The organism is Pseudoalteromonas sp. SW0106-04 (genome assembly GCF_001293805.1).
Lineage (GTDB): Bacteria > Pseudomonadota > Gammaproteobacteria > Enterobacterales > Alteromonadaceae > Pseudoalteromonas > Pseudoalteromonas ruthenica.
Map to the genome: position 1 here is coordinate 46,167 of NZ_BCAI01000009.1, position 16,097 is coordinate 62,263.

General features: G+C 47.7%; 15 protein-coding genes and 5 tRNA genes. 3 read left to right on the plus strand and 17 right to left on the minus strand.

Features of this window, described 5'->3' with window-relative positions; translation table 11 throughout:
* Nucleotides 1-560 precede the first annotated feature (560 nt).
* The 16 genes from W04_RS11325 to aspS form a co-directional block, all read right to left on the minus strand.
* A tRNA-Ser gene (locus W04_RS11325) sits at nucleotides 561-651 on the minus strand.
* A gap of 102 nt (nucleotides 652-753) precedes the next feature.
* A complete protein-coding gene (gene nadA, locus W04_RS11330; protein WP_053910912.1) occupies nucleotides 754-1,797 on the minus strand; it encodes a quinolinate synthase NadA in 1,044 nt (347 codons plus the stop codon).
* Nucleotides 1,798-1,940: 143 nt separating this feature from the next.
* Nucleotides 1,941-2,016, minus strand: a tRNA-Lys gene (locus W04_RS11335).
* 58 nt (nucleotides 2,017-2,074) lie between these two features.
* Nucleotides 2,075-2,150, minus strand: a tRNA-Lys gene (locus tag W04_RS11340).
* Between the two features lie 42 nt (nucleotides 2,151-2,192).
* Nucleotides 2,193-2,268: transfer RNA gene (locus W04_RS11345), tRNA-Lys, on the minus strand.
* A gap of 47 nt (nucleotides 2,269-2,315) precedes the next feature.
* Nucleotides 2,316-2,391: transfer RNA gene (locus tag W04_RS11350), tRNA-Lys, on the minus strand.
* A 186-nt stretch (nucleotides 2,392-2,577) separates the two neighbouring features.
* Entirely contained in the window at nucleotides 2,578-3,363 is a 786-nt protein-coding gene (ybgF, locus tag W04_RS11355) for a tol-pal system protein YbgF (RefSeq protein WP_053910913.1), read from the minus strand.
* A gap of 17 nt (nucleotides 3,364-3,380) precedes the next feature.
* Nucleotides 3,381-3,914 carry a peptidoglycan-associated lipoprotein Pal gene (gene pal, locus W04_RS11360; protein ID WP_022945134.1) on the minus strand — a complete coding sequence of 178 codons (534 nt, stop codon included), beginning with the start codon at nucleotides 3,912-3,914 and terminating at the stop codon, nucleotides 3,381-3,383.
* 122 nt (nucleotides 3,915-4,036) lie between these two features.
* Nucleotides 4,037-5,383, minus strand: a complete 1,347-nt coding sequence (tolB, locus tag W04_RS11365; protein ID WP_371741523.1) for a Tol-Pal system beta propeller repeat protein TolB — start codon at nucleotides 5,381-5,383, stop codon at nucleotides 4,037-4,039.
* Between the two features lie 18 nt (nucleotides 5,384-5,401).
* Nucleotides 5,402-6,334, minus strand: a complete 933-nt coding sequence (gene tolA / locus W04_RS11370; RefSeq protein ID WP_053910914.1) for a cell envelope integrity protein TolA — start codon at nucleotides 6,332-6,334, stop codon at nucleotides 5,402-5,404.
* A gap of 1 nt (nucleotide 6,335) precedes the next feature.
* Nucleotides 6,336-6,761 carry a protein TolR gene (gene tolR / locus W04_RS11375; protein WP_022945137.1) on the minus strand — a complete coding sequence of 142 codons (426 nt, stop codon included), beginning with the start codon at nucleotides 6,759-6,761 and terminating at the stop codon, nucleotides 6,336-6,338.
* A complete protein-coding gene (gene tolQ, locus W04_RS11380; protein ID WP_022945138.1) occupies nucleotides 6,748-7,449 on the minus strand; it encodes a protein TolQ in 702 nt (233 codons plus the stop codon). Before tolQ ends, tolR begins: the two co-directional genes overlap by 14 nt.
* Nucleotides 7,450-8,247: 798 nt before the next feature.
* The gene (gene ruvB, locus W04_RS11385; RefSeq protein WP_053910915.1) at nucleotides 8,248-9,255 is read right to left on the minus strand and encodes a Holliday junction branch migration DNA helicase RuvB; all 1,008 of its coding nucleotides are present in this window, start codon (nucleotides 9,253-9,255) and stop codon (nucleotides 8,248-8,250) included.
* A 13-nt stretch (nucleotides 9,256-9,268) separates the two neighbouring features.
* A complete protein-coding gene (gene ruvA / locus W04_RS11390) occupies nucleotides 9,269-9,889 on the minus strand; it encodes a Holliday junction branch migration protein RuvA (protein WP_053910916.1) in 621 nt (206 codons plus the stop codon).
* Nucleotides 9,890-9,891: 2 nt separating this feature from the next.
* On the minus strand, nucleotides 9,892-10,413 hold the full coding sequence (ruvC, locus tag W04_RS11395; RefSeq protein ID WP_022945142.1) for a crossover junction endodeoxyribonuclease RuvC: 522 nt from the start codon (nucleotides 10,411-10,413) through the stop codon (nucleotides 9,892-9,894).
* A gap of 111 nt (nucleotides 10,414-10,524) precedes the next feature.
* Nucleotides 10,525-12,303 carry an aspartate--tRNA ligase gene (gene aspS, locus W04_RS11400; protein ID WP_053910917.1) on the minus strand — a complete coding sequence of 593 codons (1,779 nt, stop codon included), beginning with the start codon at nucleotides 12,301-12,303 and terminating at the stop codon, nucleotides 10,525-10,527.
* Nucleotides 12,304-12,489: 186 nt separating this feature from the next.
* Here aspS and W04_RS11405 point away from each other — a divergent pair, with 186 nt between their 5' ends.
* Entirely contained in the window at nucleotides 12,490-13,347 is an 858-nt protein-coding gene (locus W04_RS11405) for a DUF72 domain-containing protein (RefSeq protein WP_053910987.1), read from the plus strand.
* An 85-nt stretch (nucleotides 13,348-13,432) separates the two neighbouring features.
* On the opposite strand, the gene W04_RS11410 is transcribed toward W04_RS11405, so the two are convergent.
* On the minus strand, nucleotides 13,433-14,122 hold the full coding sequence (locus W04_RS11410; protein ID WP_022945145.1) for a DUF3334 family protein: 690 nt from the start codon (nucleotides 14,120-14,122) through the stop codon (nucleotides 13,433-13,435).
* A 223-nt stretch (nucleotides 14,123-14,345) separates the two neighbouring features.
* Here W04_RS11410 and cmoA point away from each other — a divergent pair, with 223 nt between their 5' ends.
* Entirely contained in the window at nucleotides 14,346-15,071 is a 726-nt protein-coding gene (gene cmoA / locus W04_RS11415) for a carboxy-S-adenosyl-L-methionine synthase CmoA (RefSeq protein WP_053910988.1), read from the plus strand.
* Nucleotides 15,072-15,082: 11 nt separating this feature from the next.
* Complete coding sequence (gene cmoB / locus W04_RS11420; RefSeq protein ID WP_053910918.1) at nucleotides 15,083-16,051, plus strand: tRNA 5-methoxyuridine(34)/uridine 5-oxyacetic acid(34) synthase CmoB; 969 nt, start codon at nucleotides 15,083-15,085, stop codon at nucleotides 16,049-16,051.
* Nucleotides 16,052-16,097 lie beyond the last annotated feature (46 nt).

The following is a 16,097-nucleotide window of genomic DNA, read 5'->3' on the forward strand; positions in this document are numbered from 1 at the left end:
TGGCTTGAGCCTGGCAACCGCAAGGCCAATGCCTTGTCTACAAACAACCCCTATGGGTTTGGCTTTAGCCTGACAACCGCAAGGCCAATGCATTGTCTACAAACAACTCCTATGGGTTTGGCTTGAGCCTGGCAACCGCAAGGCCAATGCATTGTCTACAACACAGTCCTGTAGGTCGGGCTTGAGCCTGACAACCGCAAGGCCAATGCCTTGCCTACAAACAACCCCTGTAGGTCGGGCTTTAACCTGACAATCGCAAGGCCAATGCCTTGCCTATAACACAACCTCTCTGTAGGTCAGGCTTGAGCCTGACAACCGCAAGGCCATTGCCTTGCCTACAACCCCCCCTGTAGGTCGGGCTTTAGCCTGACAATCGCAAGGCCAATGCCTTGCCTACAACACAACCTCTCTGTAGGTCGGGCTTTAGCCTGACTAAACTTTGTAGGTAAGGCTAAAAGCCTTACCTACAAAGTGGAGGTTGATGGATGGGAATAAGCTTGCGGCCGGACACTGAAACAAAAACGCCCAGCATAATGCTGGGCGTTTTTGTGTTGAATTAATGGCGGAGAGGGAGGGATTCGAACCCTCGATACGCTATTAACGTATACACGAGTTCCAGTCGTGCGCCTTCAGCCACTCAGCCACCTCTCCGCACTTTTCGCTGCCTTGGCAGCGCCGCATATACTATGCAATCACTGCCGGGGTTGCAAGGTGTTTTTAACAAAACCAAATCAACTGGTTAGTAAAACACCGTTAGCGTGCCATGGCGGCGGTGAAGTCTAGCATGCGATTAAGCGAGCGCAGTGCGCCTTGGCGCAGTTCCATGTCCACAAACACCTCTTTGCCTTGCGGATCAATGAGCGCTTCCTCTATGGCTTTGAGACCGTTCATGGCCATCCACGGGCAGTGGGCACAACTTTTACACGTTGCGCCCTCACCTGCGGTCGGCGCTTCAAAAAACTCTTTCTCTGGGCACAGCTGCTGCATTTTATAGAAAATACCGCGATCGGTGGCAACAATAAACTTCTTGTTATCCATGGTTTGTGCCGCTTTTATAAGCTGACTCGTGGAGCCTACGGCATCAGCAAGTTCAACTATCTCAGCAGGTGACTCAGGATGCACCAAGACCGCTGCATCAGGGTGCAGCGCTTTCATATCTTTGAGCGCTTTAGTCTTAAACTCATCATGAACAATACATGCACCATTCCACATGATCATATCAGCGCCGGTCTGATTTTGAATGTAGCTACCTAGATGCTTATCTGGGCCCCAAATGATCTTCTCGCCTTCGCTATCTAAATGCTCAACGATTTCTAACGCACACGATGAAGTAACGATCCAATCAGCGCGCGCTTTCACAGCCGTTGAAGTATTCGCATACACGACTACTTTACGCTCAGGATGCTGATCGCAAAAGCGGCTAAACTCATCAATTGGACAACCCACATCCAATGAACAAGTTGCCTCTAGGGTAGGCATGACCACGGTTTTTTCTGGAGTTAAGATCTTCGCTGTCTCACCCATAAACCGCACACCCGCAACGATGATCATATCAGCGTTCTCTTGGCGCGCGCCGAAGCGAGCCATCTCCAACGAGTCTGCCACGCAGCCGCCGGTCTCCTCTGCTAGGGCCTGGATCTCTGGATCGGTATAATAGTGCGCCACTAACACTGCATTTTTTTCTTGCAGTAATTGTTTAATGCGCGCCTTGTGCTGCTGTTTCTGCTCATCAGAAAGAGGAGCTGGCTTAGGAGGAAAAATATAATCCTCCGGCATGATATTCTCGCTAATACCCATACTGGTCAAACTACATCTACATTGCAAAAGTATTGCCGTAATTATACGAAACTATGACGCTAAAAAGAAGCAAAGGTCTGCGCTACGACTAGATTCTTGTGCGCTTAATTATAAGAAGTTGGGGTAATAATGAGAAAAGGCAATGGTGGGTCATGATGGATTCGAACCATCGACCAATGGATTAAAAGTCCACTGCTCTACCAACTGAGCTAATGACCCATAACTGGTGTCTTTCAATATGAGAAAGTGCGCTACGCATGTAGCTGATGATGTAAAGTGGTGGGTCATGATGGATTCGAACCATCGACCAATGGATTAAAAGTCCACTGCTCTACCAACTGAGCTAATGACCCATCATTGCGAATAAATCGCTAGATAGTAGGCTTTATATAAAATGGTGGGTCATGATGGATTCGAACCATCGACCAATGGATTAAAAGTCCACTGCTCTACCAACTGAGCTAATGACCCAACACCTTGCTTGCTTCTTGAGCAGGCAATGCCTGGATAACGAAAAATGGTGGGTCATGATGGATTCGAACCATCGACCAATGGATTAAAAGTCCACTGCTCTACCAACTGAGCTAATGACCCATTTTGTCGTTATTTGCGCAGCGTTATCCCCGAGGGGTTATCGTCTGCTGCGGGCGCTTATAATACTTATTTAAAAACCAAGTGCAATACAAATGCTCGGTTTTTTTTAGTTTTTCCGCTTAGTTGCCTAATTTTAGACCGCTTTAAACAGCCTGCGGTCTAAAAGCAAACACTTAGCAAAATCTGCTACAACTTACTAACACGCTCGGTCGCTAATTTAGCAGCTGTGGTGTTAGGGTACTCAGCAATCACTTTATTAAACAATTGCTTCGCTTTGGCGACTTGACCTTGCTGTTGTTCCAAGGTACCCAACTTAAGCATCGCATCGGCACGCTTATTAGAATCAGTATATTGATTCACCACGGTTTCGAAGTGGCCCTTGGCGCCGCTCGTATCACCTTTAATCGTCAAAAGTTGACCTAACCAATAATGTGCGTTCGGCACGTATACTGACTCTGGATAGGTTTGCAGAAATGCTTGAAACTCAGGAATAGCTGCATCGTAGCGCTTGTCCTGCATGATCAGCTTGACCGCTTTGTCATACGCTTCATTTTCCGACAGGTTGCTACTCATCGGCGCGGCACTGTTGGCAGCGCTATCACTGGTGGTCGCGGCACTCGACGTACTGTAACCATCATCATAGCTTGGCTGTTGCTGCTGCGAATAAGCGGCGCTAACACGGTTTTCTATTTCTTGATATAGCTCGCGTTGACGTTGCAGCACCTTTTCTAGTTTGTAGCTATGCTCTTCAGTGACGCCACGCAACTGACTCACTTCATCTTGCAACAGATCCAGTTGCTGTTGTAGATCGGCTTGAAGCAAATTACGCGTTTGCATCATTTGCTCTAAGCGGCTTAAACGTTTTTCGACACTTGATTCACTGGCAGAGGCCTCTGAAACAGGAGCGGGAGCAGCCCAAACTTGGGTGCTCCCGCTCATGAGTAAGGCTGCCAAAATAATTTTCGGCTTCATTGTTACTCTTTTAAATTTTAGTATACCAAGACTGCACGGCGGTTTTTGGCGAACGCTTCTTCGTTACGCGCTTTAACCATCGGCTTCTCTTCACCGTAGCTAACAACAGACATTTGGTTAGGGTTAACACCTAGGCTCTGTAGGTATTTTTCTACAGACTGACCACGGCTTTCACCTAGTGCAATGTTGTACTCTGGCGTACCACGCTCATCTGCGTGGCCTTCGATAAGTACTTTTACAGAAGGGTTCTGCGTTAGGAACTGAGCGTGAGCTTGTAGCAATTCAGCATACTTGCTCTGAATGGTTGCCTTGTCAAAATCAAAGTAAATGATTTGCTGTTGACGAAGCGCTTCATACTTTTCGCGCAGCTTCTCTTCTGCTGTTTTCTCGCGTTTTACTGTTTCCACTTCAACCGTATCAGTTGTTTGGGTTTCAACTTGATTTGTCTCGTTGGCTTGGCCTTCATCTTGGCTAGATGAAGAACTACATGCCGCTAGCGTCATAACTGGCACTGCAATAAGCAGACCTTTAACTATTTTTTTAAGTTGCATTGAGTAGATTCCTATTATCAAAAAGTGAAACCAGCACCTGATTTTCAATTTGTCTTAATATAGTAAGCAATTTACATAAAATTCAAGTTTATGCGTCCAAAGCTGACTATACCCTGAGCGAATTATAAAAACGGTGACCAAGCTGGCGCTTTTACTTGTCCATCAAGTACGGGTAAACGCGCTTTAAAACGGCCATCCATTGAAACCAAAGCCAATACATTTTTGTTGTTATGCATCGTGCTGTAAATAATCATGGAGCCATTGGGCGCCACGCTCGGCGACTCATCCAAACGTGTACGTGTAAGTACTTGGAAGTTGCCTGATTCAAGATCCTTCTTAGCAATGTGATAACGGCCCAGCGTCCGATTTACCATCACTAAGTGCTTGCCATCGGGCGTAACTGAGCCATTTAAATTCATATCACCGTCGAACGTCATGCGTTTCACTCGGCCTGAATCTAAATTTAACTTATAAATCTGGGCATTACCACCCCTTTCCGAGGTAAACAGGAGCTCTTTGCCGTTTGGATGCCAGGTTGGTTCGGTATCGATACTACGGTGGCGAGTTAAACGACGCTCTTGCTTTGTTTGTAAGTCGTACAAATAAAGTTCAGTAGCACCGGTACGGTCTTTTGATAGCACCATAGCCAATTTCGTGCCATCAGGTGAAAATTGCGGGGCACCGTTGATACCTGGGTGGCTGGTGACTAACTGTCGCTGGCCTGTGTAAATATCTTGGATATAGATCTGACTTTGACGATTTTCAAAGGTGACATAAGCCAGTTTATTGCCATCAGGTGACCATGAGGGTGACATCAGTGGCTCTTTAGAGCGCAGTAGTACCTGCTCGTTATAGCCATCGTAATCCGCCACAACAAGCTGATAAGGCTTATCATCCTGATCACGTACAATGACGTAGGCAATTTTAGTTAAAAATGCGCCGCGCTCGCCCGTTAACGCCTCGTATACGACATCGCTAATACGGTGACCGTAACGGCGGAAGTTTTGCGCCGTGATGACCGTTTCCCGAGCATCAAGTACATGGTCTTGGCTTTTGATTAACTTACCGTTGTTGAGAATGCGTGTCTCGCCACCGGTTATTTGCCCACGGAGCACGTCGATTAGCTCGTAACTGACCAGGTATCGGCCGCCATTTTGTTGCTGTACACGACCAACAACAATGGCTTCCACCCCTTCTTGAACCCAGGCACTGTAGTCTACATCAGCATCAGTACTTGGGCGCTGTGGCATGTTAATGCTGGCGATAGGCTTAAACTTACCACTGCGACGCAAGTCAGCGGCGACCACTTCACTAATGCGCATCGGCATTTCACCGGTGCCTTCGTAGGCAAACGGCACCACAGCGATAGGTCGGGCACTGTCGACCCCTTCAGTAATAACAATTTCCAAGGCCGCATTAGCCCATAGACTGACGCTAGCTAGCATGGAAATAAACAGGTATCGGCACATCTTTACCATGGTGTTCCCCTAAAACTCTGGTTTAACCGTTAAGTTAATATCTTTTAATTTTTCAAATACATCACGATCTTTGGAGACCGGTAAGGTATCAGCACGGCGCACTGCACGAACCGCAGCTTCACAGACTTGCTGGTCGCCACCGAGTGAACTGACACTGGTGACCAAGCCGTTGAATGCCAATTTAATGTTCAATCGACACTCTTTACCACGGTAGCTCTGATCTAATAGCAAGTTTTGCTGAATGCGTTGGCCGATCAGGGCGCGGTATTTATCCACTTCTGACATCACTTGCTGTCGACGCGCTTTCGAGCGTGCCGCTTGCTCGGCAGCCAATTGCTCTTGCAGCAGTTGCTCAGCCAGCGCTTTTTGTCTTGCTTCTTCAGCCTTGCGGGCAGCTTCTTGCTCTTTGCGTTTACGTTCAGCTTCGGCCTTGCGCGCCGCTTCTTCTTCCTTGCGACGTTTTTCAGCAGCCGCTTTAGCCGCTTGCTCTGCCTTTTCTTTTTCCTGCTGGGCTTTACGTGCTTTTTCGCGCTCTTTACGTTCTTGCTCTCGAGCACGTTTCGCTTCGGCCTCAGCCTGTTTACGTTCACGCTCTTTGGCTTGGCGCTGCCGCTCTAATTTTTTGATCTGCTCGGCTTCGGCCTCACGCTGTTTGCGGGCGGCGGCGGCGCGATCCTCCAACTCTTTAATACGCTGTTGCTCGGCACGTCTTTTGGCTTCCTCTTTTTGCTTAAGATCAGCGAGGCGTTGCTCCACTTGTTTTTGATCAACAGACACGGCGCTAACAGCTTGCTCTGGCGTATCTTCATTACTCGGTGTATTTAGAGTCACTTTCATGATTTCAGGTGTTGAATCACGAAATAAACCCACGCCCACCAAAGCACCGATAAGCGCAAGGTGTAAAGCGAGGGAAATGAGAAGTGGCGTTTTATACTGCTGCATGCTAATCCTCAAACGACTCCGTCATTAAGCCCACCTCGGGTACCCCGGCGTTTTTCAAAAAGTCCATTAATAGCAGTACTTCTTGATAACTGACGCGGCCTGACCCTTTAATCATCACTGGAGTATCGGGGTTTTGCTCTAACTTGAGTTTGATGACAGCGGCAACATCCACCGCTTCCATCGGCGCTTCGGGGTCGGTACCCACACTCACATAGTACTTACCGTCGGCGTCAATAGAGGCAATAATCGGCGGTGCATCTTTAGTTTCCACCAGCTCGGATTTTTCCATCTTTGGCAAATCAACTTTGACCCCGTGGGTGATAAGGGGTGCTGTAGCCATAAAGATTATCAGCAGCACCAACATCACGTCGATGTAAGGAACAACGTTGATCTCTGCGACCGGACGACGTTTCTTACGCTGATACATTCGACTTTACCTCTTGGGTGATCGCTTGGCGATGAAGAATATTGGAAAACTCTTCCATGAAGTTGGCGTAATGCGACTCTATTTTCTCAACTTTGTTGGCAAAGCGGTTGTACGCAATAACCGCAGGGATGGCTGCAAACAAGCCCATTGCAGTAGCAATCAAGGCCTCGGCGATACCTGGGGCGACCATTTGCAGTGTTGCTTGCTTTACTTCACCGAGGGCGATAAAGGCAGTCATGATCCCCCACACGGTACCAAACAAGCCAATGTAAGGGCTGATTGAACCTATGGTTGCAAGAAAGGACAAGCTTGTTTCAAGTTTCTCAATCTCACGAGAAAGTGCCACACGCATCGCACGATGTGCGCCTTCGGTGACCATACCCGCAGAATGAACATTATTCTTTTTGTGTCGTGCAAACTCTTTGAAGCCTGAGGTAAATAACGCTTCTAATCCTTCACTTTTATTGCCACGCGCCGAAATCTCACTGTAGAGCTTCGACAAATCAACACCTGACCAAAAACGCGATTCGAATTTCTTGGCGCTACTAAGCGCATGGCCCAAGGTTTTACGACGCTGAATGATGATGGCCCACGATATTACCGACAGAGCTACTAAGGTAAGCATCACCAGCTGTACTAAAAAGCTGGCTTTTAAAATAAGATCAATAAAATTTAATCCAGAATCCACGTCTTTTCTCCTGAGGCGCAGTTTACAACTTCCACGTGTCTTTGAGCACGACACAATGAGCACTAGTGTAACCAGTCGTTGTAGCGCTGACAATGGCCTTGCCACGAATTGCTACAAACCCAAGTTAAACACCTAATTAATGATGCGATGTAAAAAAGTACACGCCATTATTGGGCTCTAAAACCCTAACAAAAGTTCAAATTAATTGCGTTTTATGCACTTTGTGCGCATAAGCTTTCATTTGCCAAAATATCTACACGTTAGAAACTAGTAAATCTAATAGAACAAAAAAAACACACAAATAATATTTCCCTTTAATATCAATATAAAGAAAACATAACCCCATACTTTACGATGAAAAATACCATATTAAAAAACTATTCAATATTAGATTTTTTTATCCGAAAAATATAATTTTTCTAGTTTGATTAGAGCCCATTTAGTCCGTAATATTCACCCTGTACTGAGCTAGCGCAACCAATTGAGCTCTTATGCACAGTTCAAGAGGTGGTTTCTGATTCCCCACCTCGGCCATTGATTGATTAACTTTAGCGTTGCTCATTCACTTGGCTTATTTGGATTTACTTCCTTCAACTTGTTGTTTTGCCCGCTTTGTTAGCGGGCTTTTTTTTGCCTGCAATAAGATACCAAGCACAGCTTAATCTGTTGTGAATTACTCTGCTTTTAATAAGCTTTATGAGGCGGTCAGCTTAGTAACGTCGACCTAGACTTGGGTATATTGGGAAGAGAATGAGGCAGGTTGGGCCGAGCCAAAACGCTCGGCATGGTGTGCCAAGGTTAGTCTGTTGTTTTACTGAGACCAAAATGCGCATAGGCATGATCTGATACAATCCGTCCTCGCGGCGTACGCTGGATAAAGCCTTGCTGTATTAGATAGGGTTCAATCACATCTTCTATGGTTTCTTTTTCCTCGCCGATGGCTGCTGCGAGATTATCCAGCCCCACCGGCCCGCCCATAAACTTTTCTATAATCGCTAACAAGTATTTACGGTCCATATAATCAAAACCGCTTTTGTCTACATCGACCATATCGAGCGCTTGTGCGGCAATATCAATGCATACGCGACCATCACCTTTAACTTCAGCAAAATCTCGCACTCGGCGCAGTAACCGGTTAGCTATGCGGGGAGTCCCTCGCGAGCGCTTGGCGACTTCTAAAGCGCCCTGCTCGTCAACGGCTAAACCAAGATGATCGGCGGAGCGTTTGACAATGGCAGCAAGGTCGGCAACAGAATAAAACTCCAAACGTTGCACAATACCGAAACGATCGCGCAGCGGAGAGGTTAATGAGCCTGCACGGGTCGTAGCACCAATTAAAGTAAATGGCGGTAAATCAAGTTTAATCGAGCGCGCTGCGGGGCCTTCACCAATCATGATATCGAGTTGATAGTCTTCCATGGCTGGATAGAGTATTTCCTCAACATGCGGGCTCATGCGATGAATTTCGTCGATAAACAGCACATCATGAGCTTCTAAGTTTGTCAGTAAGGCGGCGAGATCGCCGGCTTTTTCCAACACCGGACCGGAAGTCGTTTTAATACTCACATTGAGTTCATTAGCAACAATATTGGCTAACGTGGTTTTACCTAACCCAGGGGGACCAAATATAAGGAGATGATCTAAGGCCTCGCTACGTGAGCGTGCAGCCTCGATAAAAATATCCATCTGCTGTTTAACATGAGGTTGGCCGTGATAGTCGGCCAATAACTTAGGCCGAATGGCTCTATCGACCACATCTTCATTACCCTGTACCTCTGGCTCAATCAGCCGATCCGCTTCTATCATGATGGTATCTCTGTTATAGCATCGCTTTGAGCGCTTGCTTAATCATTTCTTCGGAGGCCATGCCTGGCTTCGCAACTGCTTTTACCGACTTCACTGCCTGAGCATTTTTATAACCCAGAGCCTCAAGTGCGGCAACCGCATCGTCTTGGGCATTACTCGCGACCAAAGTATCGCCATTGGGCGCATCTATTGGTGCCAAATCAGTGTGAGGGGTAAATAAGTCAGGACCCCAATCTTTAAGCCTGTCTTTCATTTCTAACACTAACCGCTCTGCGGTTTTTTTGCCAACGCCAGGAAGCTTTACTAAGGTGCTTGCATCGCCATGATGAACGCAATGGATAAATTGCTCTGCCGACATCCCCGATAAAATACCTAGGCCTAATTTAGGCCCTACCCCATTGGCTTTTAATAATTCACGAAACAGGGCGCGTTCGTTTTTGGTGTTAAACCCAAATAACAGCTGCGCATCCTCTCGCACCACAAAGTGGGTATACAAGGTGACCTGTTCGCCACACTCGGGAAGTGCATAAAAGCAACTCATGGGGAGGTTGATTTCATAGCCAATGCCCGCTGCTTCCACTAACACCTCAGGGGGCTGCTTCTCAACCAACAATCCTCTAATTCGTCCTATCATTGTTACCTCAAGCGTCCGCGCACGGTTTTACGTGCTTGACCGGACAGTTTTATTAAGTTTTGTTGTGAGTGGCCATGACACATAGCAATAGCCAAGGCGTCGGCGGCATCTGCTTGCGGCGTGGCTGGCAGTTTCAAGATATGCTTCACCATGTGTTGTACCTGTGCCTTTTCCGCAGAGCCTCGCCCAACCACTGCTTGTTTCACTTGCCGCGCGGAGTATTCTGACACGTCAATATCGGCCAAGGTCGCGGCAACAATGGCTGCGCCCCGAGCTTGTCCTAGCTTTAATGCCGAATCAGGATTGTGGGCCATAAACACTTGCTCTATGGCAAACGCGGTAGGGTTAAATTGCTCAATGAGTTGGCTGACGCCTTGGAAAATCATTTTTAGACGCAACGGGAAAGCGTTGTCACCTAGCTTAATACAGCCACTGCCCAAGTAATGGAACTTATGCCCTTGCTGCTGCACGACACCATAGCCGGTAAAGCGCGAGCCGGGGTCAATTCCCAAAATTATACTCACCCACTGACCTTATTATTATTCTCGCTTATGGAAATGGTAACTGTATGTATGACCAGTGTAAAGCTGAAGCATAAAAAAAGCGGCCTGAGCCGCTTCTTTTATCGCTATCGCTTATTCGCTTTGTTCACTCTCAGAGACAGTCACTCCGATACCCAGCTCTTGCAGAGCATCGGGATTTGCCACACTCGGGGCATCGGTCATCAAACAAGATGCTTGCGTCGTTTTCGGGAAGGCAATGACATCACGAATATTGTCTGTACCACAAAGCAACATCACTAGACGGTCAAGGCCGAACGCCAAGCCTGCGTGCGGCGGTGTACCATACTTCAACGCATCGAGTAGGAAACCGAACTTATCTTGTTGCTCTTGCTCATTGATCCCCAATACGCGGAACGCTGCTTGTTGCATCGCATTATTGTGGATACGCACCGAACCACCACCCACTTCGTAACCATTAAGAACCATGTCGTAGGCATCAGACAGCGTACCGGCAGGGTTCGCTTCCAGCTCCTCTGGGCTGACATCTTTTGGCGCAGTAAATGGGTGGTGAACAGCATGTAGATTGCCTTCATCGTCTTCTTCAAACATCGGGAAGTCTACGACCCACAATGGCGCCCATTTAGTTAAATCAGTTAGCTCAAGGTCTAAACCAATTTTCAAGCGCAGCGCACCCATGGCTTCATTGACCACATTGCGTGAGTCGGCACCAAATAAAATGATATCGCCAGTTTGCGCATTGGTGCGTTCAAGTAAGGCGGTGATCACCTCTTCGTTCAAGAATTTAGCAATCGGTGATTGCACGCCTTCCACACCCGCGTTGCGGTCATTGACCTTCATCCAGGCTAAACCTTTAGCGCCATAGATGCCGATAAATTTGGTGTACTCATCAATTTGCTTGCGTGATAACGACGCACCGCCTGGCACGCTAAGTACGGCTACGCGGCCTTTTTCATCATTAGCAGGGCCAGAGAACACTTTAAACTCAACGTCTTTAACCAAATCAGCAACGTCAATAAGCTCCATCGGGTTACGTAGGTCAGGCTTGTCTGAACCAAAACGACGCATGGCTTCGCTATAGGCCATTACTGGGAACTCGCCTAAGTCAACATTCAGCAACTCTTGCCACATATCACGGATCAGCTTTTCAGTGACACCGCGAACTTGGTCTGAACTCATAAATGAGGTTTCGATATCGATTTGCGTGAACTCTGGCTGGCGGTCGGCACGCAAATCTTCATCACGGAAACATTTAACGATTTGGTAGTAACGATCAAAACCAGACATCATCAACAGTTGTTTAAACAGCTGTGGCGACTGCGGCAGTGCATAGAAGCTGCCATGATGCACACGGCTTGGCACAAGGTAGTCACGTGCTCCTTCAGGAGTCGCTTTGGTCAGTACCGGCGTTTCAATATCGAGGAAGTCATTGCAATCAAGGAAGCGGCGAACAAAACTTGTGGCTTTGGCACGCAACTTAATGCGGTCGCTCATCTCTAAGCGGCGAAGATCCAAGTAACGGTACTTTAGACGGCGCTCTTCGGAGTTTTGCTGGTTAAAATCCAGTGGGAGAGCGTCGCTGCGGTTAATGATCTCAAGGCCAGTACCCAGAATTTCCACTTCCCCTGTGCTCATGTCTTTGTTGACTTGGCTGTCAGGGCGAGCGCGGACTACCCCTTTGACTTGTACACAGAATTCTTGGCGAAGTTTATTCGCCACATCCATAAGCCCTTCGACTTCCGGGTCGAACACCACCTGCACCAAGCCTTCGCGGTCACGCACATCGACGAAGATCAAACCACCTAAATCACGGCGTTTGTTGATCCACCCACACAGAGTAACTTCTTGGTCGACATGACTTTTATTTAAGTGTCCGCAATATATAGAGCGCATAATATTCCTGTTTTAATTGTAAGCGCGCATTGGTTTAAGCACGCAGTGGCCAAATTAATTGCGTCAATTATATAAAAACGGCTGTCAATGTCACGAAGCAAACTCCGAGTTGCATACTTATTGAGCACCTAAAGCCATAAAGCTGTGCTAGCATAGCTGCCAATCACTATGAACCGTGCTTTAGCCATGCTTTATCTAGGTTGTCCACAGTGGTCTAATACCGCGTGGAAAGGACAATTATTTGCCCAACACTGTCAGCAATCACAGATGCTCGCCCGTTACAGCGAAGTATTTAATGCCGTGGAGGGAAACACCACTTTCTATGCCGATCCTAGCCCCGATGTGGTAAAGCGCTGGCTGCACAGCAGTGATGAGCACTTTCGCTTTACCTTTAAATTTCCAAAGCGTTTTAGCCACGACAGTGCCTTGCAAGCTCCGCACGAGGAACTCACACACTGGCTTAAACTAATGGCGCCCCTATTCAGCAAAGTAGGCAGCTTGATGTTGCAATTGCCAGCAAGCTTTGCGCCAACGCACCTCCCCCGACTGCAGCACTTTATTGCCCAACTACCCAAAGACTTGCACTACAGCGTGGAAGTGCGCCACCGCGATTTTTTTACCAAAGGTGACAGCGAGCGCGCACTGAACCGATTTTTACATCAACATAATATTGATCGTGTTTGTATGGACACCCGGGCGCTGTTTGCAGTCTCCCCCTATAATGACGCCATTATTGACGCACAGCAGAAGAAACCTCATTTACCGGTGCATGCGGTGGCCTTGGGCGAACGCCCAGTGGTGCGTTTTGTGATTGCTGCGCTAAGTGATGAGTATCAGCACTATTACCAGCCTTGGTTGGCAAAGATTAAACAGTGGTTAGATGAAGGCAAGTCACCTTATGTGTTTTTACACACCGCTGACAACGACGGAGCGCCTTTACTGGCACGCCAGTTTGCCCAGGATTTGCAGCGCTTTTGTGGCTATTATCACCGTGCCGTTGAGCCATTCCCGGGTGAAAAACACCAACAGGAACAGCTCTTTTAGCACCGCTGCACTGGCCCATGTGCTGACATCACATCAGTCACAGAGGGTCGCAAGTCATGTTAGCCACACGCCGTGTATGGGGCTATTAAAGACCTAGGTTTTCCATAAAATCGTCATCGATATCCTGCTCAGCCTGCTGCTTTTTTGCTTTTTCTTCAGCTTGTTGCTTATCGGCGTGGGCACTTTCAATGATGTCATCAGGGTCTACCGCATCGGTGATGTCAAAATCATGAAGCTTGATGAACTCCGTTTTATCCATCGCCAATTCAAGGTAAAAAATATTTTGGTTCTGTGTGGTAAACGTCACACGGCGCGCCTGAGGCCTGTCCATAGTGGTATCCACAGAGATTTGCACTTGCTTGTTGATGGCCATCATTTTCGGCTGGTTTTGGGTGATCGAAGTGTGCAGTTGCTCTCTGACTTTATTCGTAAAATCACCAACAATTTGGTTCATGAGCTCCCCTAGCACATTGGACACATCATCAGAAAGGTGGCTCTTCGCTAACTCTTCCTCGGGCATGCCCATGTTGCGCAAGTAGTCCGAATAGACTTCCATCGCCGCTTGCGCGGTAAAATTCGTCACCACCAACCCTGTAAAGCCACCATCGAATAACACGAAGCAGCCAATGTCCGGGCGCATACAGGTGCGGGTAATTTTTTGCACCATGGCCGAATAGCTAATGTTATTGCCGCTGGCAGAAGACAACACCTCGGTCACCGAATGACATAACGTGGAAAGAATATCCTCGGTACTAATTACTTTGCTTTTTTTCATGCACTGTCTCACATCTTTATTTACTGGCATAAAACCATACTACAGCGGTTAACTTACTGAATAACCGAAAAACTAGCCAGTACTGTTTACATTTTTTGGCACCTTTTGTGACTCAACGAAAGCGAATGCAGCCTAATGCGGCCGATTTGTGCTGCTAAAGCTCACCACAGCGCCAACAAATTTGATAAAATATTGTCATTGTTTCTATCTAGAGCTTAGCAAAGTGTCAGTGAAAGACAGTATTTATGCTGCTGAACAGCAAGTAAAAGATTTCACCTTCGATGCCAACGTCGTCGAGGTGTTCCCAGATATGATTGAACGCTCGGTACCAGGGTATGCCACCATCGTTAGCACCCTTGGTAAATTAGCCGGCAAATACGCACAGCCACATACACGGCTGTATGATTTAGGCTGCTCGCTAGGCGCCGTCACCTTAAGTATGCGCCGCAACCTCACCCAAAGTGGCTGTGAAATAGTCGCCATTGATAATTCTCAAGCCATGGTTGAACGTTGTCGCATGCATTTGCAAGGCTTTCGCTCTGCTGTGCCCGTTGACGTGCAGCTTGGCGACATTCTTGATGCTAAGCTTGAAAACGCCTCTGTCGTGGCGATGAACTTCACCATGCAATTTATTCCACCCGAGCAACGCCATGCCCTGCTTACGCGCATTTTTAACGCCCTAAAGCCCGGCGGTGTGTTGCTGCTAAGTGAAAAACTCAAGGGCGAAAATGCCGATGTCGATGAGTTATTGATTGACCTCCATCATGATTTCAAGCGTGCCAATGGCTACTCAGAATTAGAGATAAGCCAAAAGCGCACCGCCATTGAAAATGTCATGCGCACCGACACCTTGAGCACCCACATTGAACGCTTGCAAGATGTCGGCTTTAGCCAAACCCAAGTGTGGTATCAGTGCTTTAACTTTTGCTCTATGGTCGCAATTAAATAAACGGAACAGTTATGAATCAATGGTTTAATCAGTTTTATCAACACATTGCCTGCACCGATTTGAGCCACTGGCTAAATACCTTGCCTGGGCAGTTGCAACATTGGCAGGACCAAGCTCGTCATGGCGATATGCCAAAATGGCAAAAAGTGCTGAACAACCTGCCTGAGTTAACGCCATCAAACATTGATGTTCGTACGCAGGTCGCAATAGGCCAAGCCGAAGACATTAGCGACGGCGAACGTAAACAGTTAACGCATCTACTAAAGCGCTTTATGCCATGGCGTAAAGGCCCGTTTTCACTGTTTGGTATCGACATTGATACCGAATGGCGCAGCGACTGGAAATGGGATCGCGTGTTACCCCATATCAGCGATTTATCACATCGTAAGGTCCTAGATATTGGCTGCGGCTCAGGCTACCACCTGTGGCGTATGCGTGGTGAAGGCGCCGAACTGGTGGTGGGCATCGACCCCAGTGACTTGTTTTTGTGTCAATTCCAAGCCATTAAACAATATCACCCAGATCCCGCTGTGCATTTGCTGCCCTTGGGCGTTGAACAACTACCAGCATTAAGAGCCTTCGATACGGTATTTTCCATGGGGGTGCTTTATCATCGGCGCTCCCCTATCGATTTCTTAGCACAGCTAAGAGCGCAATTGCGCCCGGGAGGTGAACTGGTGTTAGAAACCTTAGTCGTGGAAGGCGATATTCACACGGTACTGATGCCAGAAGACCGCTATGCAAAGATGCGCAACGTGTGGTATATCCCAAGCACCGACGCATTGCAGCTGTGGTTGCGACGCGTCGGCTTTAAAGATATCCGCGTTGTTGACACCGATCAGACGTCATTGGCAGAGCAACGGCGCACGTCGTGGATGGAAAATGAGTCGCTGGCCGACTTCCTTGACCCGAATGATGTCAACAAAACCATTGAAGGGTATCCAGCGCCACTTCGTGCCGTGCTGGTTGCCACAGCCTAACAAGGACATTCGTCCTCCTTTTTCTAGCCTCCAAGGGGCATTTGCT

Bases quoted from the DNA above. Each gene is read 5' to 3' on its own strand.
- tolA (WP_053910914.1), bottom strand. From the start codon at position 6,334: ATGCAGCAGTATAAAACGCCACTTCTCATTTCCCTCGCTTTACACCTT.
- cmoB (WP_053910918.1), top strand. From the start codon at position 15,083: ATGAATCAATGGTTTAATCAGTTTTATCAACACATTGCCTGCACCGAT.
- tolB (WP_371741523.1), bottom strand. From the start codon at position 5,383: ATGTGCCGATACCTGTTTATTTCCATGCTAGCTAGCGTCAGTCTATGG.
- ruvA (WP_053910916.1), bottom strand. From the start codon at position 9,889: ATGATAGGACGAATTAGAGGATTGTTGGTTGAGAAGCAGCCCCCTGAG.
- ruvB (WP_053910915.1), bottom strand. From the start codon at position 9,255: ATGATAGAAGCGGATCGGCTGATTGAGCCAGAGGTACAGGGTAATGAA.
- tolR (WP_022945137.1), bottom strand. From the start codon at position 6,761: ATGTATCAGCGTAAGAAACGTCGTCCGGTCGCAGAGATCAACGTTGTT.
- aspS (WP_053910917.1), bottom strand. From the start codon at position 12,303: ATGCGCTCTATATATTGCGGACACTTAAATAAAAGTCATGTCGACCAA.
- pal (WP_022945134.1), bottom strand. From the start codon at position 3,914: ATGCAACTTAAAAAAATAGTTAAAGGTCTGCTTATTGCAGTGCCAGTT.
- ybgF (WP_053910913.1), bottom strand. From the start codon at position 3,363: ATGAAGCCGAAAATTATTTTGGCAGCCTTACTCATGAGCGGGAGCACC.
- nadA (WP_053910912.1), bottom strand. From the start codon at position 1,797: ATGGGTATTAGCGAGAATATCATGCCGGAGGATTATATTTTTCCTCCT.
- W04_RS11405 (WP_053910987.1), top strand. From the start codon at position 12,490: ATGCTTTATCTAGGTTGTCCACAGTGGTCTAATACCGCGTGGAAAGGA.
- W04_RS11410 (WP_022945145.1), bottom strand. From the start codon at position 14,122: ATGAAAAAAAGCAAAGTAATTAGTACCGAGGATATTCTTTCCACGTTA.